Source organism: Paraburkholderia sp. BR14374, assembly GCF_040948685.1.
Taxonomy (GTDB): Bacteria; Pseudomonadota; Gammaproteobacteria; order Burkholderiales; family Burkholderiaceae; genus Paraburkholderia; species Paraburkholderia youngii.
In genome coordinates this window covers 116,474-142,506 of the sequence record NZ_JBFPKF010000004.1, presented here as the reverse complement: position 1 = coordinate 142,506, position 26,033 = coordinate 116,474, and the positions used below count along the sequence as shown (strand labels likewise).

Annotated in this window: 19 protein-coding genes and 3 pseudogenes; 10 read left to right on the top strand and 12 right to left on the bottom strand. The window is 60.5% G+C overall.

Translation table 11 applies throughout. From position 1 onward, the window contains the following. Window positions 1-36: 36 nt before the first annotated feature. Together tssC and tssB are read right to left on the bottom strand one after the other, a co-directional pair. Entirely contained in the window at window positions 37-1,530 is a 1,494-nt protein-coding gene (tssC, locus tag AB3X86_RS10845) for a type VI secretion system contractile sheath large subunit (protein WP_368595960.1), read from the bottom strand. Between the two features lie 8 nt (window positions 1,531-1,538). Continuing rightward, entirely contained in the window at window positions 1,539-2,084 is a 546-nt protein-coding gene (tssB, locus tag AB3X86_RS10840) for a type VI secretion system contractile sheath small subunit (RefSeq protein ID WP_368595959.1), read from the bottom strand. Window positions 2,085-2,576: 492 nt separating this feature from the next. Between tssB and AB3X86_RS10835 the strand changes: the two genes are divergently transcribed. From AB3X86_RS10835 to AB3X86_RS10825, 3 genes are read left to right on the top strand one after another with little or no spacing between them, the layout of a single operon-like run. Beyond that, window positions 2,577-3,473 (top strand): hypothetical protein, encoded by an 897-nt coding sequence (locus AB3X86_RS10835; protein WP_368595958.1) that lies wholly within the window; start codon window positions 2,577-2,579, stop codon window positions 3,471-3,473. Beyond that, window positions 3,470-4,360, top strand: coding sequence for a DUF3365 domain-containing protein (locus AB3X86_RS10830; RefSeq protein WP_368595957.1), 891 nt, complete (start codon window positions 3,470-3,472; stop codon window positions 4,358-4,360). Before AB3X86_RS10835 ends, AB3X86_RS10830 begins: the two co-directional genes overlap by 4 nt. A gap of 26 nt (window positions 4,361-4,386) precedes the next feature. Next, complete coding sequence (locus tag AB3X86_RS10825) at window positions 4,387-5,793, top strand: serine/threonine-protein kinase (protein WP_368595956.1); 1,407 nt, start codon at window positions 4,387-4,389, stop codon at window positions 5,791-5,793. Window positions 5,794-5,824: 31 nt separating this feature from the next. Here the strand turns inward: AB3X86_RS10825 and AB3X86_RS10820 are convergent, their stop codons facing one another. The 4 genes from AB3X86_RS10820 to AB3X86_RS10805 all read right to left on the bottom strand — a co-directional run bounded on the left by AB3X86_RS10820 (window position 5,825) and on the right by AB3X86_RS10805 (window position 9,351). After that, a complete protein-coding gene (locus AB3X86_RS10820) occupies window positions 5,825-6,673 on the bottom strand; it encodes an anti-sigma factor (RefSeq protein WP_368595955.1) in 849 nt (282 codons plus the stop codon). 135 nt (window positions 6,674-6,808) lie between these two features. Next, the gene (locus tag AB3X86_RS10815; RefSeq protein WP_368595954.1) at window positions 6,809-7,879 is read right to left on the bottom strand and encodes a catalase family peroxidase; all 1,071 of its coding nucleotides are present in this window, start codon (window positions 7,877-7,879) and stop codon (window positions 6,809-6,811) included. Continuing rightward, on the bottom strand, window positions 7,857-8,636 hold the full coding sequence (locus AB3X86_RS10810; protein ID WP_368595953.1) for an anti-sigma factor: 780 nt from the start codon (window positions 8,634-8,636) through the stop codon (window positions 7,857-7,859). Before AB3X86_RS10810 ends, AB3X86_RS10815 begins: the two co-directional genes overlap by 23 nt. 154 nt (window positions 8,637-8,790) lie before the next feature. Continuing rightward, complete coding sequence (locus AB3X86_RS10805; RefSeq protein WP_368595952.1) at window positions 8,791-9,351, bottom strand: RNA polymerase sigma factor; 561 nt, start codon at window positions 9,349-9,351, stop codon at window positions 8,791-8,793. Between the two features lie 593 nt (window positions 9,352-9,944). Here AB3X86_RS10805 and AB3X86_RS10800 point away from each other — a divergent pair. After that, on the top strand, window positions 9,945-10,598 hold the full coding sequence (locus tag AB3X86_RS10800) for an SDR family NAD(P)-dependent oxidoreductase (protein ID WP_368595951.1): 654 nt from the start codon (window positions 9,945-9,947) through the stop codon (window positions 10,596-10,598). Window positions 10,599-12,979: 2,381 nt separating this feature from the next. Here AB3X86_RS10800 and AB3X86_RS10795 read toward each other — a convergent pair. Further along, window positions 12,980-14,641, bottom strand: a complete 1,662-nt coding sequence (locus AB3X86_RS10795; RefSeq protein WP_368595950.1) for an NRAMP family divalent metal transporter — start codon at window positions 14,639-14,641, stop codon at window positions 12,980-12,982. Window positions 14,642-14,750: 109 nt separating this feature from the next. Continuing rightward, complete coding sequence (locus tag AB3X86_RS10790) at window positions 14,751-14,900, bottom strand: hypothetical protein (RefSeq protein WP_368595949.1); 150 nt, start codon at window positions 14,898-14,900, stop codon at window positions 14,751-14,753. A gap of 1,457 nt (window positions 14,901-16,357) precedes the next feature. Here AB3X86_RS10790 and AB3X86_RS10785 point away from each other — a divergent pair. After that, window positions 16,358-17,896, top strand: coding sequence for a carbohydrate porin (locus AB3X86_RS10785; protein ID WP_368595948.1), 1,539 nt, complete (start codon window positions 16,358-16,360; stop codon window positions 17,894-17,896). 317 nt (window positions 17,897-18,213) lie between these two features. On the opposite strand, the pseudogene AB3X86_RS10780 reads toward AB3X86_RS10785, so the two are convergent. Both AB3X86_RS10780 and AB3X86_RS10775 read right to left on the bottom strand, forming a co-directional pair. Beyond that, window positions 18,214-18,716: pseudogene (locus AB3X86_RS10780) on the bottom strand (class II aldolase/adducin family protein); the annotation flags it as partial. 582 nt (window positions 18,717-19,298) lie between these two features. Then, a complete protein-coding gene (locus tag AB3X86_RS10775) occupies window positions 19,299-19,415 on the bottom strand; it encodes a hypothetical protein (protein WP_368595947.1) in 117 nt (38 codons plus the stop codon). A 335-nt stretch (window positions 19,416-19,750) separates the two neighbouring features. On the opposite strand from AB3X86_RS10775, the pseudogene AB3X86_RS10770 reads away from it, so the two are divergent. Next, window positions 19,751-20,095 (top strand): annotated as a pseudogene (locus AB3X86_RS10770) (fatty acid desaturase); the annotation flags it as partial. Between the two features lie 31 nt (window positions 20,096-20,126). Then, complete coding sequence (locus tag AB3X86_RS10765) at window positions 20,127-20,372, top strand: Arm DNA-binding domain-containing protein (RefSeq protein WP_368595946.1); 246 nt, start codon at window positions 20,127-20,129, stop codon at window positions 20,370-20,372. Window position 20,373: 1 nt separating this feature from the next. Here the strand turns inward: AB3X86_RS10765 and AB3X86_RS10760 are convergent, their stop codons facing one another. Both AB3X86_RS10760 and AB3X86_RS10755 read right to left on the bottom strand, forming a co-directional pair. After that, window positions 20,374-21,186, bottom strand: coding sequence for an IclR family transcriptional regulator (locus AB3X86_RS10760; RefSeq protein ID WP_368595945.1), 813 nt, complete (start codon window positions 21,184-21,186; stop codon window positions 20,374-20,376). Window positions 21,187-21,352: 166 nt separating this feature from the next. After that, window positions 21,353-21,919 carry a VOC family protein gene (locus tag AB3X86_RS10755; protein ID WP_368595944.1) on the bottom strand — a complete coding sequence of 189 codons (567 nt, stop codon included), beginning with the start codon at window positions 21,917-21,919 and terminating at the stop codon, window positions 21,353-21,355. 142 nt (window positions 21,920-22,061) lie between these two features. On the opposite strand from AB3X86_RS10755, the gene AB3X86_RS10750 reads away from it, so the two are divergent. The 3 genes and pseudogenes from AB3X86_RS10750 (at window position 22,062) to AB3X86_RS10740 (ending at window position 25,965) form a co-directional block, all read left to right on the top strand. Beyond that, window positions 22,062-22,913: a fumarylacetoacetate hydrolase family protein gene (locus AB3X86_RS10750; RefSeq protein WP_368596308.1), complete on the top strand. Its 852-nt coding sequence runs from the start codon at window positions 22,062-22,064 to the stop codon at window positions 22,911-22,913. A 57-nt stretch (window positions 22,914-22,970) separates the two neighbouring features. Then, a pseudogene (locus tag AB3X86_RS10745) lies at window positions 22,971-24,494 on the top strand (bifunctional 3-(3-hydroxy-phenyl)propionate/3-hydroxycinnamic acid hydroxylase). A 91-nt stretch (window positions 24,495-24,585) separates the two neighbouring features. Next, window positions 24,586-25,965, top strand: a complete 1,380-nt coding sequence (locus AB3X86_RS10740; RefSeq protein ID WP_368595943.1) for an MFS transporter — start codon at window positions 24,586-24,588, stop codon at window positions 25,963-25,965. Window positions 25,966-26,033: the final 68 nt, after the last annotated feature.

The following is a 26,033-nucleotide window of genomic DNA, read 5'->3' as shown; positions in this document are numbered from 1 at the left end:
GGATGCTTGCCTGCAAGCCAGGGTCCGGCAGACGCCTCAAGCCGCCTGTGCGGACGGCAGACGCGACACCAGGCGCAGCGATACCGTCAGTCCTTCGAGCTGGTAATGCGGTTTGAGGAAAAACTTCGACGTGTAGTAGCCGGGATTGCCTTCGACTTCTTCGACGACAACCTGCGCAGCAGCCAATGGCTTGCGTGCCTTGCTTTCTTCGCTCGAATTCACCGGATCACCATCGACGTAATTCATGACCCAGTTCGACAGCCAGCTTTCCATCTGTTCGCGCGTGCTGAACGAGCCGATCTTGTCGCGCACGATGCACTTGAGGTAGTGCGCGAAACGGCAGCACGCGAACATATAAGGCAATCGCGCAGACAGATTCGAATTCGCCGTGGCCGCGGGATCGTCATACTCTTCCGACTTCGCGACCGATTGCGCGCCGATGAATGCCGCGATATCCGAATTCTTGCGATGCACGAGCGGCATCAGCCCCATCTTGTCGAGTTCCGCCGAGCGGCGATCGGTGATCGCGATCTCGGTCGGACACTTCATGTCAATGCCGCCGTCGTCGCTCGGGAAGGTATGCACCGGCAGACTGTCGACCGCGCCGCCCGACTCCACACCGCGAATGCGCGTGCACCAGCCGTAGTACTTGAATGAACGGTTGATGTTGACCGCCATCGAAAATGCCGCGTTTTGCCACGTGTACTTCGCCGAATCCGCGCCTGCGGTGTCTTCCTCGAAGTCGAACGCATCGACCGGGTCGGTCTTCGCGCCATACGGCAGGCGCGCGAGCGTGCGCGGCATCGTCAGCGCGAGATAGCGCGCGTCGTCCATTTCGCGCAGCGACCGCCAGCCAGCGTAGTCCGGCGTCGTGAAGATCATCGAGAGATCGCGCTTGCCCGACAGTTCGGTCCAGCTTTCCATGCCCAGCAACGTCGAATCCGCCGCCGAGATGAAGGGTGCATGCGCGGCGGCGGCAATCTGCGAAATGCCGCGCAGCATTTCGACATCCTGAGGACTGTGGTCGAAATAGTAATCGCCGACGAGGCAACCATATGGCTCGCCGCCGAGCTGGCCATATTCTTCTTCATAGATGCGCTTGAACACGGGACTCTGGTCCCACGCAACGCCCTTGAAGCGCTTCAGGTTTTTCCCCAGTTCCTTTTTCGACACGTTCACCACGCGGATCTTCAGCATCGGGTCCGTTTCGGTGTTGGTGACGAGATGATGCAGCCCGCGCCACGAGCCTTCCAGCTTCTGGAAATCCGCGTGGTGCATGATGGCGTTCAACTGCTCGCTGAGCTTGCGGTCGATCTCGGCAACATACGCGTTGATCGTCTGCATCAAATCGTCCGAGATGATGTGCGAGTCCTGCAGCACTTGTGCGGCAAGGGTGCGCACCGCTGATTCGACTTCTTCCTTCGCGCGCTCGTTCTTCGGCTTGAACTCCTTGCTGAGGAGCGCGGAGAACTCGCTGGCTTCGCTCACTGCGCCTTCAACATCCTGCTCGATCTGCTTCTGGATCTCCATGATCGCGCTCACTCCTGTCCGGATTCGGTTTCGGCCGCGGCGTCGGTATCGGCATCCGCGGGCTTCGGCGCCGCGCCCAGCGATTGCAGGAGCGCGGGGTCCTTGATTGCCTGCGCGATCAATTTTTCCGCGCCCGCCTTGCCGTCCAGGTAGGTGCCCAGGTTGGCGAGCTGTGTGCGCGCCTCCAGCAGCTTTGCAAGCGCGTCCACCTTGCGCACGACTTCGGCAGGCGAAAAATCGCCCATGCTTTCGAAGCTGATATCGACGCCGAGCTGGCCCTCGCCTGTGAGCGTATTGGGCACGCTGAAAGTCACGCGTGGTTTGATCGACTGCATGCGACTGTCGAAGTTATCGACGTCCACTTCCAGCGCCTTGCGCGCTTCTATCGGCGGAAGATCGTCAACATTTGCACCGGACAGGTCCGACAGCACACCCATCACGAACGGGATCTGAATCTTCTTCTGCGCACCGTACAGCTCCACGTCGTACTCGATCTGTACGCGCGGAGCCCGATTGCGCCCAATAAACTTCTGACTGCTCTGCTTCGTAGCCATTCGTCGATTCCTCAGGTATCCGTACAGTTATATGAGATCGCCGATCCGCGAGGGTCCTTCGATCGACTCGAAGTGTTGGCGGCGGGTCATTCACCATCCATAACAGCGCAGCGTCGCGATCTATTCCATATGCTTCGTACGTACCGCGAATTGGCTCCGGATCACGCTTGTCGTCATCTTCGCAAACCAGAACAGCCGAGCGCGGCGCGATATTCCGTGGATGTTGCGAGTCGGGGCTGTGTTTCGCCTGCGATGCCCTGGGTTCATCACTATGTGGGATGCGCTTGACCGCGGCAATCGTCTGAAATCCGGAATAAAACTGCGACGCGGCTGTTTTGGTAATACCCGCGCGATTCAACGCGCTGCGTTCACTGTGCGTCGTGATAGGAAATGCTCCGCAAAGCTCATTCGTTGATCCTCAGACCGCTCAAGAGCCTCATACCGTTCGCGTTGCTGCTGACCACGCCGTATGCCAACGCGGCGTGGACACTCGTGCAGGCCGACACGCCCGTCACCGTCATTCATGAGACGGGGCTGTATCTGGTCAATGGCGGACAGCGCTTCGCACTTGACGACATCGTCCAGACGCCAGCGAGCGGCGGCATACAGATTCAGGACGGTGCGGGCGACAGCGTCGCGCTGGGCCCCGCCACTCGCGTGCTGCTGATGAGGGACGCGCGCATTGCGTTGCTCGGTGGCTGGGTGAAGGTGCAACACACGTGCGATACCCAAACGGCCTACTGTGCGGCACCCGTGATCGAGACCGCGCGCACGGCCATCACGCCAGCCGACGGCAGCGCGCTGGTGATCGCCGCAACGGCGGCGAATTATCAGACTCCCAACGCGCAGGACACGACGGCCCTCGCCACCGACGCCGTGTTCTGCGAGAGCGGCACGGTCAGCATGCTCGGCATCGGCGGCTCGCGAAGTCACGCTACTCCCGTCAAGCTTGACGCGCATCGCTTCGCTACGCATTCCACCGCGAGCGACACGATTACTGTGTCGGCACGACTCGACCCTGCATTCATCGCCGCGATGCCGGCAATGTTCCGCGATGTGCTCCGGGTTCTGCCGATGCCGTCCCCTCTACGCAACGACCCGCCGGGCAACATCCGTCCGGTCGCGTACGACGACGTATCGGACTGGCTGGAGAGCGGGCTTGCAGCGCGCGGGGATCCTTCGACGCGCTTTACGTCGCGCTTTCGCGCGCGCCTGGCCGACCCTGCTTTTCACCGCGCCGTAGTGCAGCACATTCGAGATCTGCCGGACTGGCGTCCGCTTGTCTTTCCGCCGCCACAACATGCGGTGATACGGAGCACAGCGATTCAGACTCGGTCCGCCTATCTATCCAGCTACTCCAGCTACTCATCCGGCCCGCTACGCCCATGAAGCTCTCGCTCGCCATCAAGTTCAATCTCGTGTTCATCGCGGTCTTCGCGATCGGACTAACGGCAATCGGTTTCGTTGCGGATCGGGTGCTGCAACAGCAGGCGCTCAACGAAATGCGTCACGATGCCGACGTGCTGCTCAGCGCCGCCTCCGCCATGCAGAACTATACGGCCCAACACATCACGCCCCTGCTCGCGACGCAGATCAAGTATTCATTTGTGCCGGAGTCGGTGCCGGCGTATTCGGCGATCGAAATGCTGAACTCGCTGCAGAGCGCGTTTCCAAACTTTTCGTACAAGGCGACGATGCTCAATCCCACCAATCCGCGCGACCGGCCAACCGATTGGGAAAATGAAGTCATCGCGCATCTGCACGATCATCCGGAATTGAAGGAAGCAACCGGAGAGCGCCGCACGCCGGGTGGCGACCAGTTGCTGTTTCTCGCGCATCCGAGCCGCATCACCGACACCGCTTGCATGCAATGCCACAGCACGCCGTCTGCGGCGCCAACCACGATGCTCGACAAATACGGACCAGCCAACGGTTTCGGCTGGACCATGAACGACGTGATCGGCGCGGAGTTCGTGTCGGTGCCGATGTCCGAATCGATTGCGCGCGGCCACGTGGTATGGCGTAGTCTCATGCTGTCGCTAACCGCGGTGTTCGCGGTGGTGCTCGTCGTGCTGAACGCGATGGTGCATTTTCTCGTCACGCGGCGTTTGCAGATGTTGTCGCGCGCCGCAGACGAAGTGAGTCTCGGCAAGCTCAGCGACGTCGAATTGCCGGCAGGTGGCAGCGACGAAATAGCCTCGCTCGCGGTGTCGTTCGGACGGATGCGCACGAGCCTCGTCACCGCGTTCGAAATTCTCGAAGAGCACCAGGAGTAAGGGGGCCGCCTATCGTGAACGACGCCATGACTTCGCGCCCCGCCACGACACCCGCACAGATCGGCCGGTACCGGATCGAGCGCGTGCTCGGACGCGGCGCCATGGGCACGGTCTATCTCGCGACCGATCCGCACATCCAGCGCCAGGTGGCGCTCAAGACGATACACGCCGCGCTGCTGAACGACGGACAAGGCACGGCGGAACCAACCCGCACGGAACTGACCGCCCGCTTTCTCAACGAAGCTCGCGCCGCAGGACGGCTCGTACATCCTCACGTTGTCGGCGTGTTCGACTATGGAGAGGCACAAGGCGTTGCTTTCATCGCGCTCGAATATGTGCGTGGCGAAAATCTTGCGCAACGGCTCGCGCACCATGCCCGCAACGGCGGCACGATACCATTGATGGATGCGCTCACGTGGTTCGCGCAATTACTCGATGCGCTTGCGTATGCGCACCAACTTGGCGTGATCCATCGTGACATCAAGCCCGCGAACCTGCTGATCGCCTCACGCGGCGAATGCAAGGTGACGGACTTCGGCATCGCACAGCTCGATACGGGACGTCTGACGCAAGCGGGCATGACGATCGGCACACCAAGCTATATGTCACCGGAGCAGTATGCGGGCGGAGAGGTCGATGCACGTAGCGATCTGTTTTCCGCCGGCGTCGTGCTGTACGAAATGCTGAGCGGGCATTGCCCGTTCACCGGTGCATCGGCCGCCGTCATGCATCAGGTGATCAACGAGATGCCGCCGCCTCCGTCAACGCATGCTGCATGGCTGCCCGCCGAACTCGATGCCATGGTACTGAAGGCAATCGCCAAGCGGCCTGAGGACCGGTTCGCGTCCGCACAAAGCTGGCGCAACGCTTTATTGACCTTGCAGGACACATTGATGGCGTGGCTCGATCCCAACCATACCGTCGTGCGTGGGGGGCCGGCGCGTGAGGCGCTCGCGCCACCAGCGGCCAGCGCCGCGGCTGGTTGGCCGCCGGAGTTTCTGGCTGAAGTGGAGCAGCGCCTCGCGAGCCATGTCGGACCGGTTGCATCGCTGCTCGTGCGGCGCGCTGCATCGCAGGCGAGCGATTCGCGCGCCCTACTGGAACAACTGGCGCGCCATTTTTCCGGCGACTCGGCGCGTCGTGAGCTCGATACGCTGATCAAGCAGCATACTATCGCCTTAGCCGATGGCTCCATGCGAGGCGCGATGTCTGCTGCGGATGCATCCGCAGCGTGCACGCCGCTCGATTCCCGGCAGGTCGAAGTCGCTGTACGGAGGCTCGCATCGCACGTCGGCCCGATCGCGCGCATCGTTGCCGAGCACGCCGCGCGTGGCGCGGACACGGCGACCTTCCGCGCGCGATTGGCCGAAGCGCTGCCGACGCAGGCGGACCGAGCGGCCTTTTTGCGCGCCCTCGACGATCTGCAGCCTTGAGCCGTGGAGAGCCGACGAAAAGGCAACGCAATCAGATCAGAGCATCCACGCTGCTGTTCGTGATCTGTTGCGCGATCGACTGGAGATCGACCGAGTCCGGCTTGCCGATCAGCGCGAACGCCAGATCGTTTTGCCGCCACGATACGACGGTCATGCCGTTCAATTGCTGTTGCGCAATTGCCTTGTCCGGCCGCGCGTCTTTCATCACGCACAGAGCGACGGGCGCGCCGTCGGCGGGCAGATAGACGATCTGGACCAGCGGCTTGTCGTTGAAACGCAGGCGCGAGACTCCCTTGAACGACAGCCCCGCCGCCTGCAGATCCGGCACTCGCAACGCAACGCCGTCGACCTGCCGGATCGCCGCAACGGTTCTCGCGGAAGCTTTGAGGTCGGGCGTGATGTCGGCGACGGTATCGCGCGTGAAGAGCCGTTGATAGTCGACCGCCGCGCGAATCCACGGCGACGCCTCGCCAGATGCGACGGTCGTCGCACCCCCGCCCCCGCCGCCCGGCATGCCCAGCAACGCGGGGCCGAGCCGCAGCGCGAGGCCCGCGCAAAACGCTCCGGCGACAAATGCCGCGGCGAGCCACAAACGCGCCTGTGGTTTTCGTGACCGCACGGGCTGGCTAGCTATGGGGTTCGATTGCGCGAGCCGTGCGGCGCTCGCCATGGCGTCGATCTGGCGTTGCAATTCGACCGGCAACGGCGGCAGTTTCTGCGTTGCAAACGCCTCGCGATAAGGGAGTTGCGACGCGCGCAGCAATTTGACGCTCTCCTGCAATTCAGGTGAAACGGCGAGTTCTTTCTCGATCGATGCAGTCTCGGTCGGGCCGAGGTCGCCATCGACATACGCCATCAATCTGCTGTCGTCGGGTCTCATAGGTCGCCAGGCTGAAAGGAAATCGAGCGTGACCGGGATTCGCCCGCACTCGTCTGCACCAGGCAGGACGGGCACCGCTCGTTGGTCGTCAAGTCTCTATGATAGTCCGGGTTGCACGTTCTTCCCAGGTCGCACTCAGTGGCGATTCCCCCCGGCAGCGGCCTCTTCTTTCGTTCGGCGGTCGAACGAGACACCATATGCCGACGAACGTGCTACGAGCAACGGGTCGGCGGATGGCACGATGCCGTCGGGCAGAATGGTCGGATCGAACGAAATGTCGCGACATGGCCCATCGATCTGCGTTTGCGCGCGATCGATCACGACCGTGCCCGCGTCGATCCGCTCGCGTTGCGGCGAATCGTTCCATTGCTGCGTCGAATCGTCGATCGGATCGCCGGGCATCGCCACGCTCAGCACCAGATGCCAGCGCAACGGCCCCTTCGCGAGTTGCATCACCAGATCGTGCGACAGGAAATCGGGATCGATTTGCGCGCGTGCTCCGACAGGACGCCAGGGGCTGTCCGGCACCACGTCCCAGCGGACGAAACGCTTCACGCCACGCGCATCGGTGGTCTGGAAAGAACTGATACCGTAATAGGTTGCATTGCTGAAGCGGGACGATGGCGGGTGCGAACGGACCCATTCCATAAACGCACGGGCCTCCGGATGGCCATCGAGAAACGCCTGCACTTTTGCGGGATTGGCGTGGCCGGTTCGTGGATCCGACGCTTGCGCGCGCAGCTCATCAAATAGCGCCTGCGGCGTGCGCACCACGAAGATCGGCGCCGAATTCATCGCGAGGCGCCACTGTTCGCCGTGCGGCAGCGCAATCCGCAGCGCAAAGCTACGCACCATGCCATCGTCGTCGTCCTCTTGTGGATTGCTGCCCGGTATCGACAGGCGCCCGACGATGGCGTAGCTGCCGCGTTCGAATACGCTCGCGCGCGAAAGCTGTGTGCCGGCGCCGTTGCTGTCGAAATGTCCGGTGACGCAAATACCTTTCGCATGATTGCGCCGGAAGCCCGGATGCGGCGTCGACGTCGCCTCGAATGCATCAACGATGCGCTGTGCGGTCAGGCCGGGCGCGAGCCATCCCGCGCACCAGGCAAACAGCGCGGCGAGCAGCGCGGGCACCGCGAATACCGCGAGCCAGCGCACCGCCAAACCGCGGCCACGCCGCCGATCAGGACAACCTGGCGTATTCATTTGCGTCGTTGCGGCCGATGGTGGTCGACACCTGCCCGTCATATAGCTGCTTGCCCAGCGCGTCGAGATCGAGGCCGCCGTGCTCGCCAATCAGCGCATAGCCGAATTGGCCACGCCGCCACTCCACGACATCCATCCCTCCGACACGATCGCTCGCGGGCACCGCATCGGCTTTCGCCTCTTTCAGCACGCATAGCGCGACAGGGGCGCCGTGCTCCGGCAGGTAGACGATCTGAACGAGCGGCTTGCCCCGAAAATTCAGGCGTTGCACGCGCTTGAACGAGAGCCCCTGACTCCGCAGATCGGGGATCTTCACAGCCAGGCCGTCGTCCCGGCGGATCTCGGCGACGGTTGCAGCGGTCGCGCGCAGGTCAGGCTGCAGCGAGGCGATAGTGTCGCGTGTGTAAAGCTGCTGATAGCTGACGGCCGCAGTAATCCACGGCGACACGCTCGAATCGTTTGACTCCGTCATGATTGCGCCGCCTGTCAATTGAGGCAACAGACGGTACGCGAAGCCGCAGCAGACGGCGCCCGCGACAAACGCGACCGCGAGCCACGGCAACGAGGCGCGCGGCTTCGGTCGATGGAGGTTGCCGCCGGACGCGAGCCATGACTCGCCTGACTCACCACCGCCGGCAATATCAATTGCATGGATTGCAGTGGCGTTATTGACCGCCTGAGGAGCGCGTGCACCCGCCAGATGCTGGCGTAACAGTTCGTCGACGTTGCGGCGCAAGGTCTCCGGCAGCGCCGGCAACGCCTGCCTGCTGAACGCTGCCGCGTACGGTAATCGCGACGCTCGCAAGGTCGACATATGCAACGAGAGGTCGTCCGACTCCCGGATCGCACGCTCGACATGCGTGCACTCGTCCGGCGGTAATGCTCCGTCGACGTAGGCTAACAGGGTGGCGTCATCGATCATCATCGGACTGCTCGCTGTGGGATGACCGCGCAGTCGTTGCCTCGCGGTGACCGAATCGCGTCCCAATAGTCTGCCGGGCGCGCGACAGCCGGCTCATGATCGTGCCGATCGGCACACCGAGCGTCTCGGCAGCCTCGGCATAGCTCATGCCCTCGACGGCCACCAGCAGCATCACTGTTCGTTGCGCCTCGGGAAGCCGCTCGACTGCCGCGATGATCTCGCCGTGCAGCATATTCTCTTCCGGCGTGCGCGCACCGGGATCGGCGACGGTCTGCAGAAACTCGTCGTCCCAGTCCATGCTCGAGCGGTTGCGCACGTTACGCGCTCTCAGTTCGTTGATCCAGGTGGAGTGGACGATGGAAAACATCCAACTAAGGGGAGACGTGCCTGGCTGCAACTGATCGGCGCGCTCCAGCCCCCTAACACAGGCGCGTTGGAGAAGGTCCTCGGCGTCATGCTGGTTGCCGCTCAGGCGCAACGAGAACGCCCACAATCGCGGCAGCATTCCCGGCAGCAGACTGGGCAGACTCTCATCCTCTGCTGTTGACATGATTGACTGGCTGATAACCGATGAAAGACGGTCGGACAGGCCGACGAAAGACTGGCCGCACCGGGCCGAGCGGCGACGTCTGTATTGTGCAACGTCCGGAAAAATTTCGCAGATGGCGACGATCGCGGCCGACCCGCTCGAAAGATTTGGGCCGTCGCAGCGCGCGAATGCGGGCGTACCAGTGGGTTACATGCCCAATACGAGCAGAAGTTATCATTTCACTCTCCTTGCGTCTTCGTCAATGAATGCACTAATGGCTTTCAAGGTCAATGATGCAGCGTGTAATTTACCCACGCCCGCCGAATCCACGCGGCATTCCCCCACATATTGAGACTGGCATCAACGCCAGCAGCCCCGGCATGCTCAACGTAACGTCCGAATCGTCCTGCAACCTTCATCGTCCCCGACATGAGGTATTCGTCCGACTACCGCTTTTCAATCCAGTCCAGTTAACGGAACGGGAGAACACTCGCGAAATATAAATCCGTCGAGCTCTGCCCCTTACACACGTGTCAGTTTTGTCGTTCAGCCTAAGTCGCCATTGATGCAAACGTGCATAGAGTCACGGAACCTTTATTTCCAGGAGAGCGAATATGCAAACCGGTGCAAAGGTAGCCCCCGTCACCGGAGGGAACCGTGGAATCGGGTTCGAAACTGCAAGGCAACTCGCTGAAAAGGGTCTAGCGGTGCTGCTCGCATCCCGAAATCTGGAGGAGGCGGAACACGCTGCAGCAATCCTCGAAGACGAAGGCTTGACGACGGTCTCTCCTGTCAAGTTGGACATCACGAACTCTGCGAACCGCGATGCGGTGTCGCAGCTCATTGCGAGGCAATTCGGTCAGCTTGACGTCCTTCTAAACAACGCCGGAGTGGCAACACCGGAGGGCACCGGGACCGTGATTGATCGTCTCACGAGTGGCACTTCGCTGGAGGAGCTCAGGCTGGTGTTTGAAACCAATGGCTTTGCAGTGCTCCTGCTCACCGGCCAAATGCTTTCCCTCCTTCGCAAGAGTAGTGGAGCACGAATCGTGAACGTGTCCAGCCACCTCGGTTCGTTGACGCTACACGCGCGAAACGATCAGGCCGTCGCATACACCAAACGCTACGCTTGCAATGCCTCAAAGGCTGCTTTGAATCTTTTTACCATTCAACTTGCGCAGGAACTTGAGGGAACGAACATCAAGGTGAATTCGATTCATCCGGGATGGGTTAAAACCCGCCTGGGTACTGACGCTGCGCCGCTGTAACCTTTTTTGCGCCGTCGCGCGCGCGCAACGTACCTGGATTTGCGCGTCGACCAATACGAGTGCATCGGCCTTCAGTCGAATGATCAGAGGCTCTGTGTTGGCAACGGGCAGCACATGAAATCCGTCGCTCGCCAATTTGCGTCGAATGATCGCTGGAATTGATGTGACGTGTCGGTCCGATATCATTCCTGCGGGACCGTGCGGAAATGTCTTTGTTCAATTTGCGCGAGCGTCTGCATTCTGGCACGCGGATTCAATACGACCTTTGAATTTTCTGTGCGGAGCACGGCAGTCCATGCTCATCCACGTTGCGTCATCCGTCACCTTCGCGATGCCGGTCAATCATCGATTTGCGTGTTGGGGGAAGACCCACTCACGCGATACGATATTTTTTCTGCCGGGCCAGTTCGTTTTGCTGCGTGGACGAGTAGATTTTTTTTGCAGCAGGTGTTCATCTTTTTGCGCGACCATCGGTGACCACACTCAAAGGATTTGCGGATGACAAAAGAAAGAGAATAACAACGAGGGATGGCAGGATAGGCTATCGCCGGTTTTGGGCGCCCAAGGACCAATGCATTGATGGCAAAAGAAGACCCGCACGACGGATTTTCAGTGCTACCACCTAGATCTGTCGAATCAATGTAGATGGGTCTCGGACAAAGGCTGTATCATTTCATTCGGGTCGTCAGCCCCCTTTGCCTTTCGAACACTGCTTGGGACGGAATTCAAAAGTAACCTACATGCTCGAAGGCTCCCAAGCGGAGCGCGAGTCGAACATGTCGCCCATCTTGCGAGTTCGTGTGTCGTGGAAGTTCGTGTTAGCCCTCAATGCCGGGGCACCGCCGAGACACCTGTCGCAAGCGTCCATCGTGTAACGATTTCACCCTTCTTTCATCGGCTGCGCAATGCGTCACTAAGGCAGTATTTCCCGTAAACGAGGCAGTGGAACGTTCCTCCATGCGGCGCTACGTTTTCAGCGAAAGCGTCCGTCGTAGCCCGCGTCGTGTTCGTATCGGCTGACGGCAGGTTTTGATCAATGGACTGGAACGCCACGACGAGGACCAGAGCAAAAACCATGAATATCGGTCTAATGTGCTTTTTCATCATCGACACCTGATACAGTAATCTGGAGCGCCCCGGCAAGGTCCGGTCGAGCGGCGCGCCCATTCCACATCGCCGAGTGGCCTGTTACGCCATGGTCGGCAAATATACGAGACGAGACGTTCGGCCGCCGTCGCGTCATTTGGCTTGCATGGGTAGACGCATATACCCCGAGACAGATTCGTCGGCTTCGGACTAACCGACGCTGGGCGCGCCGGTCGCCATGCCGCTTCGACCTGTTGCCAGCTCCAGCTTCGACTGGTGCCTCGGAGCCAGGCAGCCAGTCGTCGAGACCTCCGAAGACGACCGGGCAGCATTCAATTTGTATGTGAGACTGATTGACCACACGCGCTCTCCTCTGGTGGTTTCGTAACACGATCAGGGCCAGGCCGTCCAATGTGCTCAAGCACGCACGGCGGCAAGATTTCCATCCCGAATGCGGCTGCATCGCCTCGATCTCTCAGGGCTGCCAATGAACAAGCATGAAGCCAGATAGCTGGATCTAGTATCGAAGCAAGCAATTCCCGAAGCGCTTTCCAGAGGGTATTCTTTACCTGCCTCGAAGTCGCGTCAGGTGGTCCACACTTTGACCTCGTAAGCCGATGAGCGCACATGAGAACTCCTCGTCGATATGTCCGGTGAACACTTGAGCATTAACTCGACCTCCTAGGCCTGTCCGTGCAAAGTCTCAGTCCCGGAGTAAAACCTGCTGCAAACTGTGCGCGAAATGTATCGCCTCCACTGACTGTCAGCGATCACGACGCAACCCGCAGGCGCCGTAGCAAAGCGCATCCTGCTTCCGTTAGTCGCACGGTGATCCACTCAGGCACTCGTTGCTGAGTTTCGACAAGCTGCCGACTCTGTAGTGCTTTCATGTTCGGATCCAGTGTGCGTACCCGCGTTTCGCCGTTCGCAAGCGTTAGCAGCATGGCAATCTCATGGTGGCTGGGCATCGAAGTCCCCGCAATTGAAGACATGTCAGGGGCACAGAAAACTCCTTCTTAAACCCCATCGCGCAACGCACAAAAGGGCTTAAAGCTTTCCGTCGGAGTGTTGATGACTGGTGCCCTGGTCAACTCGGCCCGCAGGTGATTCACCGTCTTCGTAGCTTCGATTTGCTTAGGACACAGACGCGACAATTCGACGTAAGCAGGAAATCACCGGCACATAGTTTCCTGTGGGTTGAAGACGCGTCATGTGCCCGCATGCATACGCTTGCAAGAAAGAGACGCGGCCGCGCGCTAAGGAGAAGGGGCAGACTTGCATCTGCCCGATCCATGTTAATGGATAGCCATCTGCACGACCTTTACGATGACGAGCCCCACCGCGACGACGAGGTAGGTGCGCAGCACGCCCATCCACACGCGTGTCGACAACGTCAGGTGCTGCGGCGCCTGCAGGTCTTCGAGCGGTGGCATGCGCCACGTGTTGCGCAACTCCTTCAGGGCCAGCCTGTTGAGCGGAGCCGCATCATGGACGACAGTTCCACCGCGCAACTTGCGCGAGAGTTCCACCGCCGCGTACACGGCTGCGGCAAGCCCGCATCCGCCTACGAGAATCTTGATAATCGCTGCACCGCTGATATCCGGATAAACAGTGGCCGCCGTCAGGATGATCGACAGCACGACGAGCACGGCAATCACTGCGCCCGTAAACACGTTCAGTTGCTTCGAATTCACCCACGGGCCGAGCACAGCCTTGTCATTGCACAGCAACAGCAGGAACACCGTTGCGCTCGGCAGCAGCACGCCAGCCAGCGTCTGCACAGCCTCGGTCAGCAGGCCAAGCGGGCTGCCCGGTATCAGCACGAGGGCAGCCGCGAGCGCGATGATGCCGAAGTAGACGAGATAGAAGCCCTTCGCGTCGAGCACGCTGCGGTGAAGCGAGTGCTTGACCTTGAAGACGTCGCCAACCGCATAGGCCGTCGAGAGCGAGACAGCGGCAGCGCCGATGATCGACGCGTCGAGCAGCGCCACCGCGAAGATCGTGGCCGACGTCTGTCCAACGTATTTGTGCAGACCCGCAATGACGCCACCCGCGTCGGTGAAGTTGCCGAACTCAGGCCTGCCGTCAAAGAGCGCAGCGGTGAAGGCCATCATTGCCACGGCGCCGACGATCACGAACGCGATACCGATCCAGAGGTCCGCCTTTTCGTACTTCATGAAGCGCGGGGTGATGCGCTTGTCGATTACATAGCTCTGCTGGAAGAACAGTTGCCACGGCGCGACGGTCGTGCCGACAATGCCGATGACTAGCAGCATCACGTCGGAGAGCTTCGAATTCGCTGGCCAGGTCGGCACGAAGAAATCACGCGCGATGACGCCCACAGGCGGGTGGATCGAAACGAGCACCGGGATCAGCAGGAGGCTCAACAGGCACAGGACAATCGCGAAGCGTTCGAAGCGCCGGAAGTCTCCCGTACTGACGGCCGCCATCGTTAGAACCGCGGCGATGCAGACACCGAGAACCTTCGAGACGCCGAGAAAGTCGAGCGCAAACGTAATGCCGATAAACTCGGTGACGATCGTAAGCGCATTGAGCAGGAACAGATCGATGACGCTGAAGGCACCCCAAAACTTGCCGAAGCGTTCGAAGATGAGCCGTGCGTGACCGACGCCGGTCACGGCACCCAGGCGCAGCACCATTTCCTGGTTCACGTAGAGAACCGGGATCAGCAGCGCGAGCGTCCAGAGCAGCGACGTGCCATAGTTCTGCCCAGCCTGCGTATAGGTGCCGAAAGCGCCGGCGTCGTTATCGCCGACCATGACGATGAGGCCGGGGCCAAGGATGGCGAGCAGCGTGCGCAGGCGCGCCATCCAGTTGTTACGAGGGGCGGTGTCATGGCGGGCGATCGTGCCGAGGTCGCCTTTGATATCGCCAACGTGTGCGTCGTCGAGTACCGCACTCCGACGTTTCGTGATGTTTGCAGGAGTGGTGGACATCTTTATCTATTCCTTAGTTATACATTTTTAACTTAATGATTGAGACATGGCGCAGCCCCGCCGACTGCTGGTGCAGGAGCAGGGCAGAAGTCGGCCACGCCAGGCCGTGTCAGCGAGCGAGCTTTTTGAGTGCCGCCCAGATGGCAGCGACTACGCTGCGCGATGCGTGCGAACGGGTATCGAGCGCAAGCATGCCGTTGTAGTGCGTGCGAGCTTCTTCGACGTGCGGGAGTTGCGAAACGAGCAGAGCGAAATGCATGGTGATTCCTCCAGATGCCTGAAACGTGGCGCCATCGATCAGGCGTGCCTTCGTTTCGCTCACGCGGGGCGAAATGCCCGGGCGTGTGGGAGGAACGTGTGCGGACTGATGTCAGGCGAAGCGGGCCGCGTCTTTTGGGAACGCAGCGCAAGTCGTGCAGGGACAAGGCTCAGGGTCGGGCATTGTGAACTCCTCTGTTGTGTTAGGGTCCGAGTCAGCATTGACGGACGTGTTTAACCGCACACTGGATTGGCACGCAATTGCGTGCGCGAATACGGCGTGAACAAGCGGCGTCACGAGCCAACGGCTCCACACGCCGGGTCGCGTAGACGAACGTGCGTGAAAACGCCGCGCCAACGACGACGGCCAATCGAAGTCATGCGCGGGGAGAAACTGCGGAAGCTACTGCGGCGCGCACCGTCTGCCTGCTGGCAGGACGGCGGCTAAGGAAGGATCCAGGCGGGCGTCGTGCCGGTCAGGCAGAAGAACTATTCGAAGGTCGACAACTACAACTGTCCAAGGCATTTGCCCCTTTCGTGGAAACAGGCGAATTCTAGTGACGACGCGCGAGCCGAGTCAACGTCTATTTCAAAGATTTTTCTTTCGAATCCGTTACTTCCATTAGACGCAATTCATTTGCATCCCGCTTTAATATGCACTCCACAACCGAACCATTGACCGTGAGTATCTGTTGCACGCGTGCAGCGCAGCGCAGGCTCATGTGCCTCCCAGAATGCCATCGACCTGGCACGGTCCGGCGCATTTGGCATCGCTCTTCAAACTGCTAGGCACTGCATGACAATTTTTACTTGCGCGCTCGCAGATGGCACGCATAGAATCCGCCCTGTCTTAGGAACAGGAGAGTCCTTCGTGGACCCAAGCTCTAGTAGTCGATCTTGTATGCCGGCCTGTGCCGGCAGCCAGACTGCAATCGCGCGTTAGCGACACCGGACTTTCCTTCCCGCCGCTGACTCCGATTGCCGGGTCAGCGCGCTTCTTCCGGACCGCCCCGCGCGGTCTGTCTGTAGCTCGCTCCCTTTTTGCTTAGTACGCCGACAGCGCTCGTTTCGCTGACGGTGTGCCACTTATCGAACGTTGCCCGGCCAAGCCGGGCTCGACGGGAGTTGAATCATGCATATCGAACGCTTTCTCCGCGCCTCACGCGATTACCTGCGTGCAACGCCAGCAGTCGCACCGCACCGCGAACCTGACGGGCATAGCCAGCTCTGGCGGCACACAGGCCCCGACAGAGTTCAGGCAGTGCAACGCGGCACCTCGGTTGCAGCACTCTGGAAGATGCGGGGGCGCACCGTTGGCGGTACTTACTGGCCCGCCTGAGCGGGTCATCGTCGCAGATAGGACTTTGCAAGACTGCAGTCCCCACGGCGAGTCGGCGCCGGATACCCTCCTGCGTTGGCATCGCTTATTCATCAGTTCGCTTCCCAGAAGAACACAAAATGATCTCCTTTGGCACGCTCACACAGAACGACCACAGCATTGACAGCCGATGTATTCTCGCTCCGCCCTCGCGCCTGAAGCCAGCCTGCGCCGCCGCAGCGCTGTTGGTGGCACTGGGCGCCAGCATCACCACGCCGGCTTATGCACAGTCGGAGTCAGCCGCCCCAGCAGCGGCAGCCCCGGACTCCACCGCTGCCACGAACACCGACATAAAACCCGCATCGGACGGGGCCGCTGCGGCGCCGACCGGTTTCTGGGAGCGCTCCAACCTGCTCGGCGACATGGGCGGACTGCGCACGCTGCTGGGCGACCACGGTGTCACGTTCAATGCGCAGGAAACAAGTGAAGTCTACGGTAACTTCTCCGGCGGCATCTCGAAGGGCGCTTCGTACAATGGCGCCACACAGTTCGGCCTTAGCGTTGATACCGACAAGGCATTCGGCCTGAAAGGCGGCACCTTTTTCGTCGATGCCCTGCAGATTCACGGACACGGCATAACGGCTGCACGCCTGAATGCACTGCAAGCCGTGAGCGGCGTCGAGGCCGAAGCGACGACGCGTTTGTGGGAACTCTGGTACCAGCAGGCGCTCGGCGACAGGTTCGACGTCAAGATCGGCCAGCAGAGCCTTGATCAGGAATTCATCATCAGCCAGTACGGCAGCACGTTCGCGAATGCGACGTTCGGCTGGCCCGTATTGGCCGCCACCGACCTGCCTGCGGGCGGCCCTGCTTACCCGCTGTCGTCGCTTGGCGTGCGCCTGCGGTTCAAGCCAAGTGATTCGATGACGATTCTCGGCGGCATCTTCGACGGCAACCCTGCGCCGGGCAACGGCGACCCGCAACGGCTCAACGCCAGTGGCACCCAGTTCAACCTGCACAACGGCGTCATGATGATCGGCGAGGTCCAGTACGCGATCAATCAGCCGCCGGCAAGCGGATCCGGGGCGGCACCAACAGGGCTGCCAGGCACCTACAAGCTGGGCTTCTGGTACAACAACAATCACTTCGCGGATCAGCACCTCGACACAAACGGCATCTCGCTCGCGAGCCCTGCGTCGAACGGCGTGCCGGCCACGCATCGCGGCAACTTCAGCATGTACGCCGTCGCTGACCAGATGGTATGGCGCCCGAGTGCCGACAGCCCGCAATCGGTCGGCGTGTTCACGCGTGTGATGGGCGCGCCGGGCGACCGAAACCTGCTCGACTTCAATGTCAACGCCGGCGTTGTGCTGAAAGCTCCGTTCAAGGGCCGGGACAACGACTCGGTCGGGCTCGCGGTGAGCTACGCGAATGTCAGCTCAAGCGCAAGCGCGCTCGACCGTGACATCGCAACGCTCCAGACGCCGGGCTACCCCGTGCGCTCGGCGGAGACGGTGATCGAGGCGACGTACCAGTATCAGGTTGCGCCCTGGTGGCTGCTGCAGGGCGAATTCCAGTACATCTTCCATCCGGGTGGCGGCATCCCCGATCCGAACCACAGCGGTGCACGGTTCGGCAACGAGGCCGTGGCCGGACTGCGCACAGTCGTGACGTTCTGATGGCCCGGCCTGCCCCACCGTTGGGTCAATGGACGTCTGGCAAAGCCCTTTAATCCCGCGTCTGATTAGCAGCGGCCGCGCCTCACGGTACAGGCAATGTACGCGCTTGTGATGGCACGCGCAGACGCCAGAACCCCGGCGCTCTTTTGGAGCGGCCGGGGTTCTGGACGTAACGGATGAGGAGCCTGGCGATTACTGCGCCCTTCAACGCCTTTGATCGCCAAGGCATCCACCACATGTACTTGTTCGCCTAACCTATACGCGTTCGTCCTCAAAAAACAGGAGCATTCGCGCTGTTCTGGCGAATCGTTGGCGCAGGTAAGCAATCCGTGATTCTGTAAGATTGCGGCCTTACATGTTCCTAGCGCTTCGGCGATGCGCTGTCCCTCGTCTAGCTCGACGGCAACGCCGCCGTAGCCATCATAAAGCGCGTGATCGTTGTAATAGGGGCAAGCGTGCTGGGAGATTGGGTCGAGCTTGCGGCCCAAAGCTGAGAAGGCTCGACCGTGGATAGAGTGGCGTGGGCAGCGCCAACTGAATCCGGTCGTGCTGCCTGAATGCCGGAACGATTTGCGAATGCTGCCGCATTGACAGGCCGGTCACCTTCAACAACATTGCCGTTGTGATCTACTCTGATTAGATCGGAGAACTTGATGAGACTGAAATGCATGCCAAAGGGGTTCACCCAGAAGGTGTTGGTGAACTCTGTGTCCCGTGTGGTGATATGACCCGCACTCCCCTCGTCAAACCCGAACTTCGAGAATAGTCGGAAGCTTGCTGCCAGCCTCTGCTTCCGTTGCAAGCGTTCCTCCTCAACCGTGGAGCACACGGTGGGGCGTGGCGGACCGACATACATCTACTCAACGGCCGTCGCATTGTCATTCACATTTGAATTGTCAAGGGCGGTGCCCAGCGCGTTCATAATCGGTTCCTTTTCAGTTGATCTGCGCAGCCCTCTCGTGCATGAGGCGGGCTGCCCCGCAAACCGAGGAGATGATTTGGGAGTCATCGCTCGGCTCACGTCCTGCGCGGCGACATCGGCATTGGATCATCTGGCGCTGTTGGAAATAGCGCTAGACTGCCGTGGCACCGGTCTGATGTAACGATGGAAACGCCACCGGTCCGAAGCACTATCAACTGGCAGTAGTTGGCGTTGCCACCCTACATCTCCAGGCAGCGAGCGGCCACGAGGCACTCGCCCGCGGCAAGTAGACGTACTCAGGGCGGCCGGTGGGGATGATAACCGCCGCGAGATCGATGCTGTCACTGCCCGCAGATAGCTCGCCACCAGTGAGGCTGGCCCGCGGGACCACTGTCCAGCAACGCGGGGCAACGGCAGCATCTCGTCGCGCGTGATCGGACATAGGCGCACGTGATTGGGGCCTCCCACGCACGATGTCTTCTACGCCGCCTGCTGATTGTGCAGCTTCAGGTCCCCCTTTAGCTGGAGGAGCTCCCGTGCGTCGTCGGGGGTCGCAACGTCCATTCCCAACTCTTCGATGATTCGACGAACGTTCATCACTTGTTCAGCGTTGGAACTAGCTCTTCGGAGAATCCAGGGTAGCGTCGTCCCGAGCGAATATTCGTCCCATGAGAGCCACAATGCGCCGCTGACGTCCAATGTTTTTTGCGTATACGAGTACGTATACTGTCGCCAGTGGAATCATGTTTCTCGTTATTTTTCAATTGGTTATGTGTTCAATTCGAGTCCTCTCCTGTCCGCTCGCTAATGTTTCAAAAGCCTTGCTGCAGTCAGCAGTCGCTTCCTGCAGGCAAATTGCAGGCAAAAGTTCACGTTTCCATTCAAGAAGCAACCGCCGATCTCCAACCAGTAAGGGTCTGCGTGCCCCTAAGTTGCTCCTGAACAACAACTATCATCTGATTCATCATGACTTGCCTCAGGTGCCGTGGTTCGCGCTGCGGGTGGTCTATCAAACGTCCCGCCAGCAGTACATAGAACGCTCCGGAGCCTTTCTGGTCAAGGGGTACAGCGAATGGGTCAGACGCTATGGATTCGCTTCGGTGGCGCATCCGGTGGCGATCGGCACGTCCGACTCAGGCCGACGAAATCCGGCTGCTTCCGCCGGTTTTGCGGGTAAATTGCGGGTAAACCTTATGGTAGTTGTCCGCCAAGGAGAACTCCATGAAGCTCACCTTCCCACTCCTGCAGAACGCCAAACCGCGGAGCAAGCCCTATAAACTTCGTGATCGCGATTCCATGTAGTTGCGGGTGTCGGTCTCGGGCTCGAAAGTCGGGGAATTTGACTACCGGTTTGATGGCAAGGACTGCAGCTACACTCTCGGCCGATTCCCCGATCTTTCGATAGCGGACGCCCGTCAACTTCGCAACGCTGCTGCCAAGCTGGTCGCGTCTGGCATCCATCCGAAGGCATACGAGACGTCTCAAGTCGGTTTTGAAACGAGTCTTCGAAGGCGATCGAACTGCACCGCTGCTCCTGGGAGCAGATGGCAGTGAACTACGCTGAGCGCTTTACTGGCGAGACGGTCTGCGACGAGCCAGTTGTCGCAGTCGCCCGGCTTTCGATAGCCGCCCGCGTGCGCTGTGAAATTCGCCCCGCTGCTTCCCTTAGCGTTTCGACGAGACGCTCTAGATTTGCGAACTCGAGTCGTTGGGTCGGAATGATCAATGCCAACGATCCGACCGCTTCACCGGAGTCGTCGGTGAACAGTGGCGACGCTAGTGCCGAAACTCCACGTTCCAGCTCGTCTCTTGAAAGATAAAAACCCGCGCGTCGGATTTTGAGCAATGACGCACGAAACTCTTCGAGCGTCGTCCCAAGGCCGCTTTGCGCAATGTCTTCGGGATACTGTTCGAACAGGGTCGCGAGCTTGGCCTTCGGAAAGCTGGAAAGGATCGCTTTAGGAGCGGCTCCGAGAAACAGAGGCCTCGGACGGCCTCGACTGTACCGGAGGTCAAGAGCCGCGTCGTGCGTCTCCCTATGTGTGTCAACAAGCTCGTTTCCGTACCAGCGCGACATCACTACATCGAAGCCGGAATGCTCACTCAACTCGTGCATGATTGGCTGGCCGACCGCAAGCAATGGATCCGACGCGCGCAGGTGGTAATCCAGCCTGATGATGCGAGGACCGAGACCGTAATCTCCACCTGTAAACCGGACGAGCAGGCCAGCATCCACGAGCTCACGCACGTAGCGATAGGCCGTCGGAGCCGAACAATCGAGTTCGGCGGCAACGTCTTCGGCAGACAAGAACGGCTTTGCCTCCGAAAAAAGTTCGAGTATGGATAAAAGCCGGGTGATGCTCGACATCGAGGTGCTGGCTCCTTCTATGTGAGCGGATTATGCCATTAGCGCGCTCTCCCGCGGCCTTCCCGGCTCACACACGGAAAACGGTTGAGTGCGCGGCTGCCCCCTGTTGTACGCAGGGCGCTACGTTGTTGTTGCCCGATGCGCAGCCGACCGCTCAAGCAACGAGTTAGACAAGCCCCATACGAACGGCCATCTCGGCCTGCCAATCGGTTCTCGGTCTGAATCCTGGCAGCGCGCTCGCGTGGTGCTCAACGGCCGCCATCAGGTCTGTGTCAGGCAAGTCAAAGTCGACCGGCACCCGCATCGGCTGATCGACGTACCACGGCGTGTCGATGAAGATCTCCAGCCGGTTGCCCTCGGGGTCGCGCGCATAAATCGAAATCGCGTTGCCATGCGTGACGGGGTTGATCTCTTCCAGCCCCTCCGAGACAAAGCGCGCGTAAAACTGCCTTAGCGTGTCGAGACTATCCGCTTCGAACGAGATCTGATTGATCGGATTGAACGCCAGATGCGCGGGCCGACCGCTCGCAAGCACGATCTGGTGATGAACAGCGGGATCACGACTCAAGAACACGAGCCGCACTTCGCCGTGCGGCGTCCGCAGCATGCCGCGGTCCGTTACGGTGAACTCCAGCACCCGCGAATAGAAGTCTTCCACCCGCGCCATATCGCTCACGTAGAAGCCCATATGGCTCAGTGACAGCCCGCGTCGCGCTCTCTTCGTACCTTCCATGCTCGCCTCCTGTAGTGATAAACCCTAACGAAAAACACGTTGTGTTCATCGTTAAACATAGCTTATTCTCAAAATACGATAAATGCACGACTTTCTTGTGTTAGCGTTGATCTTCCTGAATTTTTATCTACTTGGAGCGTCAATGAAACTCGTCAGCTTTTCTACCCATCAGGGCCCCTCCTTCGGCGTCGTTCGCGACGACAGCGTCGTTGATCTCGGCAAGCGCCTGGACAATCGTTATGCCGACCTGAAGGCACTGCTTGCCGCCGACGCGCTGGGGGAAGCCGCGCAGGCGGCCCAGGCTGGTAAGGGCGACTACCCGCTGTCTGAAGTGACGCTTCTGCCGGTGATTCCGAACCCCGAACAGATCTTCTGCGTGGGACTCAACTACGCGGAGCACGTCAAGGAAACCAATCGCGAAACCACCGAGCAGCCGGTTATTTTCATGCGGCTCCCGGCTTCGCAGGTGGGTCACGGGCAGCCGATGCTGCGTCCGCCCGAGTCCCGGCAATTCGACTACGAGGGCGAGATTGCCGTGATCATCGGGCGTGGCGGACGGCGCATCGCCGAAACCGACGCCTGGAATCACATCGCCGGGTACGCCTGCTACAACGATGGCTCCGTGCGCGACTGGCAGCGTCACACCACCCAGTGGGGACCGGGCAAGAACTTTTATCGCACCGGCGCGTTCGGGCCGTGGATGGTGACGAGTGACGAGATCGAACCGAACGCCCTCATGACGCTCGTTACTCGCCTCAATGGGCAGGAAGTGCAACGCGCGACCACGCAGATGCTGATTCACGGCATCGCGAAGCAGATCGCCTACCTGTCGACCTTCACGCCGCTCGCTCCGGGCGACGTCATCGTCACCGGCACGCCCGGCGGCGTCGGTGCAAAACGCAATCCGCCGCTGTTCATGAAGCCCGGCGACCGGGTCGAAGTGGAAGTCGACCGGATTGGCGTCCTCTCCAATCCGATTGCCGACGAAGCATAAAGATCGTTGCCGGACGCGCCCCCCGCGCATCCGGCGACTCACCAAGCGGATGTAGACATGTCAGATAAAACCATTTCGTTGCACGCATGCGACTACGATGTCGCCGTGATCGGCCTCGGCCCAACCGGTGCGACGCTGGCGAACCTGCTGGCGATCGAAGGCTTGCGGGTACTCGTGCTGGAGTGAGACAAGGACATTTTTGCGCTGCCCCGCGCGGTGCATTTTGACGGCGAATGCATGCGGGTGTTTCAGAGCATCGGGCTCGCAGACACGCTGCTCCCGAAGTTGTTTGTCGGTCCCGGCATGAAATTCGTGAACGCCGAGGGCAAGCTCCTCATTGACTGGGCACGGCCCACATGCATCGGCCCGCACGGCTGGTGCGCAAGTTATAAGTTTCATCAACCCGATCTCGAGAACGCATTGCGTGACCGTCTGGCCGTTCAGGCGAACGTGGATGTACGACTGCGTCACGAAGTGTTTGCGCTTGACGAAACGACCGACGGCGTCCAACTGCGCTTTGAAGACACGAGCTGCGGCAAACTCGGCCGTGCTACCGCCCGCTACGTGGTTGGCTGCGATGGCGCGCGCTCGATTGCGCGGCGTTTCATGGGCACCGAGCTAACGGATCTGAAGTCGCACGAACGGTGGGTTGTGGTCGATGTATTGCTGGACACACCGCGACCCGACCTCGGCGATTTCTCCATTCAATATTGTGACCCGGCGCGCCCGACGACCTATACGCGTGGTCCCGGAAATCGCCGTCGTTGGGAAATCATGGTCATGCCGGGCGACGATGCGACGCAACTCGCGTCCCCCGAATGGCTGTGGGATAAGCTCGTACGCTGGATTTCCCCGGCGGATGCCCGACTCGAGCGTTCCGCGATTTACACCTTCCACTCGGTCGTGGCGAACGGCTGGCGCCGCGGACGGCTGTTGCTTGCTGGAGATGCTGCGCATCAAACACCGCCCTTCATGGGCCAGGGGATGGCAGCCGGCATCCGCGACGCGTCGAATCTTGCATGGAAGCTCGGCGCGGTCATTCGTGGCACATCGCCCGATGCGCTGCTCGATACATACGAATCAGAACGTTCGCCTCATGTGCGCGAGTTCATCGAAACCGCGGTGCAACTCGGCTCGGTCATTCAGACGACCAATCCCGAGGCTGCGACCAGCAGGGACAGCGAGATGAGCGAAGCGATTCGCAATTTTGTCACTCCACAACCGAAGCTCGGCCCGGGAGCCTGTCTCGACGCATCCTCGTCGACCGTGGTAGGACAGATCGCGCCCCAACCCCGCCTGACAGACGGGCGTTTGATGGATGACGTCGTCGGATATCGATTTGTCCTCGTTGCGTTGCCCGAATTACTCGCCGGCGATGACGACATCGCCAGTCGCGCTGCATGGGCGGGCATCCAGATCGTCAGCGACGAAGACGCGGTGAATGCGTGGTTAGCGTCAACGGGCGCCGCAGCAGTGCTGATTCGACCTGACCGCTACGTCTACGGCATTGCACACGACATCGCATCCTTGCACCGCCTGGTCGAACACGCATTCCCCGAACTGCAGCCAGCCAGCGCGTAACCGGCCCGCCATGCAGACAAAGTTGAACCGCTGAGACAGCGCGACCACGCGCACCTATTGGACGAAGAAGCCAACAATCCCCGGAGGAGTCATGGAAATATCTCGTCACCCGGTCAGCGTCGCTGGCCAGACGCATTCGCCCGGATTATCGGGGGAGCAGTGGAAGATGATTCTGATTGCGAGCCTTGGCGGTTCGCTGGAATTTTACGACTTCATCGTCTACGGTTTCTTCGCGCATCACATCGCGGCCCAGTTTTTCCCGAACGCCTCGTCGTTGATCAGCATGCTGGCCGCGTTTTCCGTGCTGGCAATCGGCTACGTCATCCGGCCGCTCGGCGGTATAGTCCTCAGCAGCTGGGGGGACCGCTATGGTCGCCGTCCGGTCTTCCTGGGTTCGATCATCGTGGTCACCACGGCCACGATCTGTCTGGGTTTGCTGCCCAATTTCCAGAGCTGGGGTATCGCGGCTTCCATCCTGCTCATCCTGTTGCGCATGCTGCAAGGTTTTTGCGTCGGCGGAGAAATGCCCGGCGCCATTACCTATGCAGTGGAAGCGGCACCGCATCGTGCGGGCCTCGCCGCTGGCATCATCATCTGTGCGGTCAACGTGGGCGTCCTGCTCGCCACTTTCGTCAATCTCGGCATCCAGAGCTACCTCTCAAGCGCCGACGCGGCGGCCTATGGCTGGCGGATCGCCTTCTTGTTCGGCGGATTTTGTGGGCTCCTGTCCTACTGGATGCGTCGCAACCTGGACGAGTCCCCCGAGTTCAAGGAGATGCATGGCGCCGTCGCCAGGCAACCATTTCGCGAGACGCTGCGACATCATGGCAAAGCCGTCGCAGCGGGAGCGCTCACTATCGCTGTGATGGCCGGCGTCAACGGGATCCTCTACGGTCACATGCCGGCCTTTCTGGTTCAACAATTGCACTATGCGCCCCAGACGGCGGCGATCGCCCAGAATGCCTATCTGGTCGTCAGCTCGTTCGGTCTGCTCGCTGCGGGCTGGCTGGGAGACAAGATTGCGCGCCGATACCTGCTGCGAACGTCAGCGGCGCTGCTGATTGTGCTGAGCTACCCGTTCTATTGGGCGCTTGTGAATCACACTGTCGATCCGGTCGTTTTATTCGTTCTCGCCGCGGTGGTCTTTTCACTGGCAAGCGGTACGTGGCCCTCTGTCCTCGCCGATCAGTTCCCCGTCCAAGTACGATTCAGCGGGATCGCCCTTGCGTACAACATTTCGGTGGTCGTATTCAGCGGCTTTGCACCGCTGCTCGCCACCATGCTGGTTCGCGCGACGGGATCCTTGACAGCACCAGCCTACTACGTCGTAGGAACGTGTGCGGTCGCTCTGCTCGCGAGCTTTGCATTGCCCCGGGACAGTCTGCGGCCCATTTCAGCGCGACATTGGCCGAGGGCGCGCGCAGCCGCCCCGGCTGTCTCGCGGGAGGACTCGCAGGCGCCCACCGATTGACGTGCAACTCGTGAAGACTACTCGTGCGGCACCGAGCCCAGCTGACGTGGATCAATGCCGTCGGTCAT

What these genes read in the sequence shown, in the direction of transcription:
- AB3X86_RS10825 (WP_368595956.1), top strand. Translation starts at nt 4,387, where the DNA reads ATGACTTCGCGCCCCGCCACGACACCCGCACAGATCGGCCGGTACCGG.
- AB3X86_RS10820 (WP_368595955.1), bottom strand. Translation starts at nt 6,673, where the DNA reads ATGAGACCCGACGACAGCAGATTGATGGCGTATGTCGATGGCGACCTC.
- AB3X86_RS10785 (WP_368595948.1), top strand. Translation starts at nt 16,358, where the DNA reads ATGATCTCCTTTGGCACGCTCACACAGAACGACCACAGCATTGACAGC.
- AB3X86_RS10760 (WP_368595945.1), bottom strand. Translation starts at nt 21,186, where the DNA reads ATGTCGAGCATCACCCGGCTTTTATCCATACTCGAACTTTTTTCGGAG.
- AB3X86_RS10800 (WP_368595951.1), top strand. Translation starts at nt 9,945, where the DNA reads ATGCAAACCGGTGCAAAGGTAGCCCCCGTCACCGGAGGGAACCGTGGA.
- AB3X86_RS10795 (WP_368595950.1), bottom strand. Translation starts at nt 14,641, where the DNA reads ATGTCCACCACTCCTGCAAACATCACGAAACGTCGGAGTGCGGTACTC.
- AB3X86_RS10740 (WP_368595943.1), top strand. Translation starts at nt 24,586, where the DNA reads ATGGAAATATCTCGTCACCCGGTCAGCGTCGCTGGCCAGACGCATTCG.
- tssC (WP_368595960.1), bottom strand. Translation starts at nt 1,530, where the DNA reads ATGGAGATCCAGAAGCAGATCGAGCAGGATGTTGAAGGCGCAGTGAGC.
- AB3X86_RS10790 (WP_368595949.1), bottom strand. Translation starts at nt 14,900, where the DNA reads ATGCATTTCGCTCTGCTCGTTTCGCAACTCCCGCACGTCGAAGAAGCT.
- AB3X86_RS10805 (WP_368595952.1), bottom strand. Translation starts at nt 9,351, where the DNA reads ATGTCAACAGCAGAGGATGAGAGTCTGCCCAGTCTGCTGCCGGGAATG.
- AB3X86_RS10815 (WP_368595954.1), bottom strand. Translation starts at nt 7,879, where the DNA reads ATGAATACGCCAGGTTGTCCTGATCGGCGGCGTGGCCGCGGTTTGGCG.
- AB3X86_RS10750 (WP_368596308.1), top strand. Translation starts at nt 22,062, where the DNA reads ATGAAACTCGTCAGCTTTTCTACCCATCAGGGCCCCTCCTTCGGCGTC.
- tssB (WP_368595959.1), bottom strand. Translation starts at nt 2,084, where the DNA reads ATGGCTACGAAGCAGAGCAGTCAGAAGTTTATTGGGCGCAATCGGGCT.
- AB3X86_RS10830 (WP_368595957.1), top strand. Translation starts at nt 3,470, where the DNA reads ATGAAGCTCTCGCTCGCCATCAAGTTCAATCTCGTGTTCATCGCGGTC.
- AB3X86_RS10775 (WP_368595947.1), bottom strand. Translation starts at nt 19,415, where the DNA reads ATGAACGTTCGTCGAATCATCGAAGAGTTGGGAATGGACGTTGCGACC.
- AB3X86_RS10755 (WP_368595944.1), bottom strand. Translation starts at nt 21,919, where the DNA reads ATGGAAGGTACGAAGAGAGCGCGACGCGGGCTGTCACTGAGCCATATG.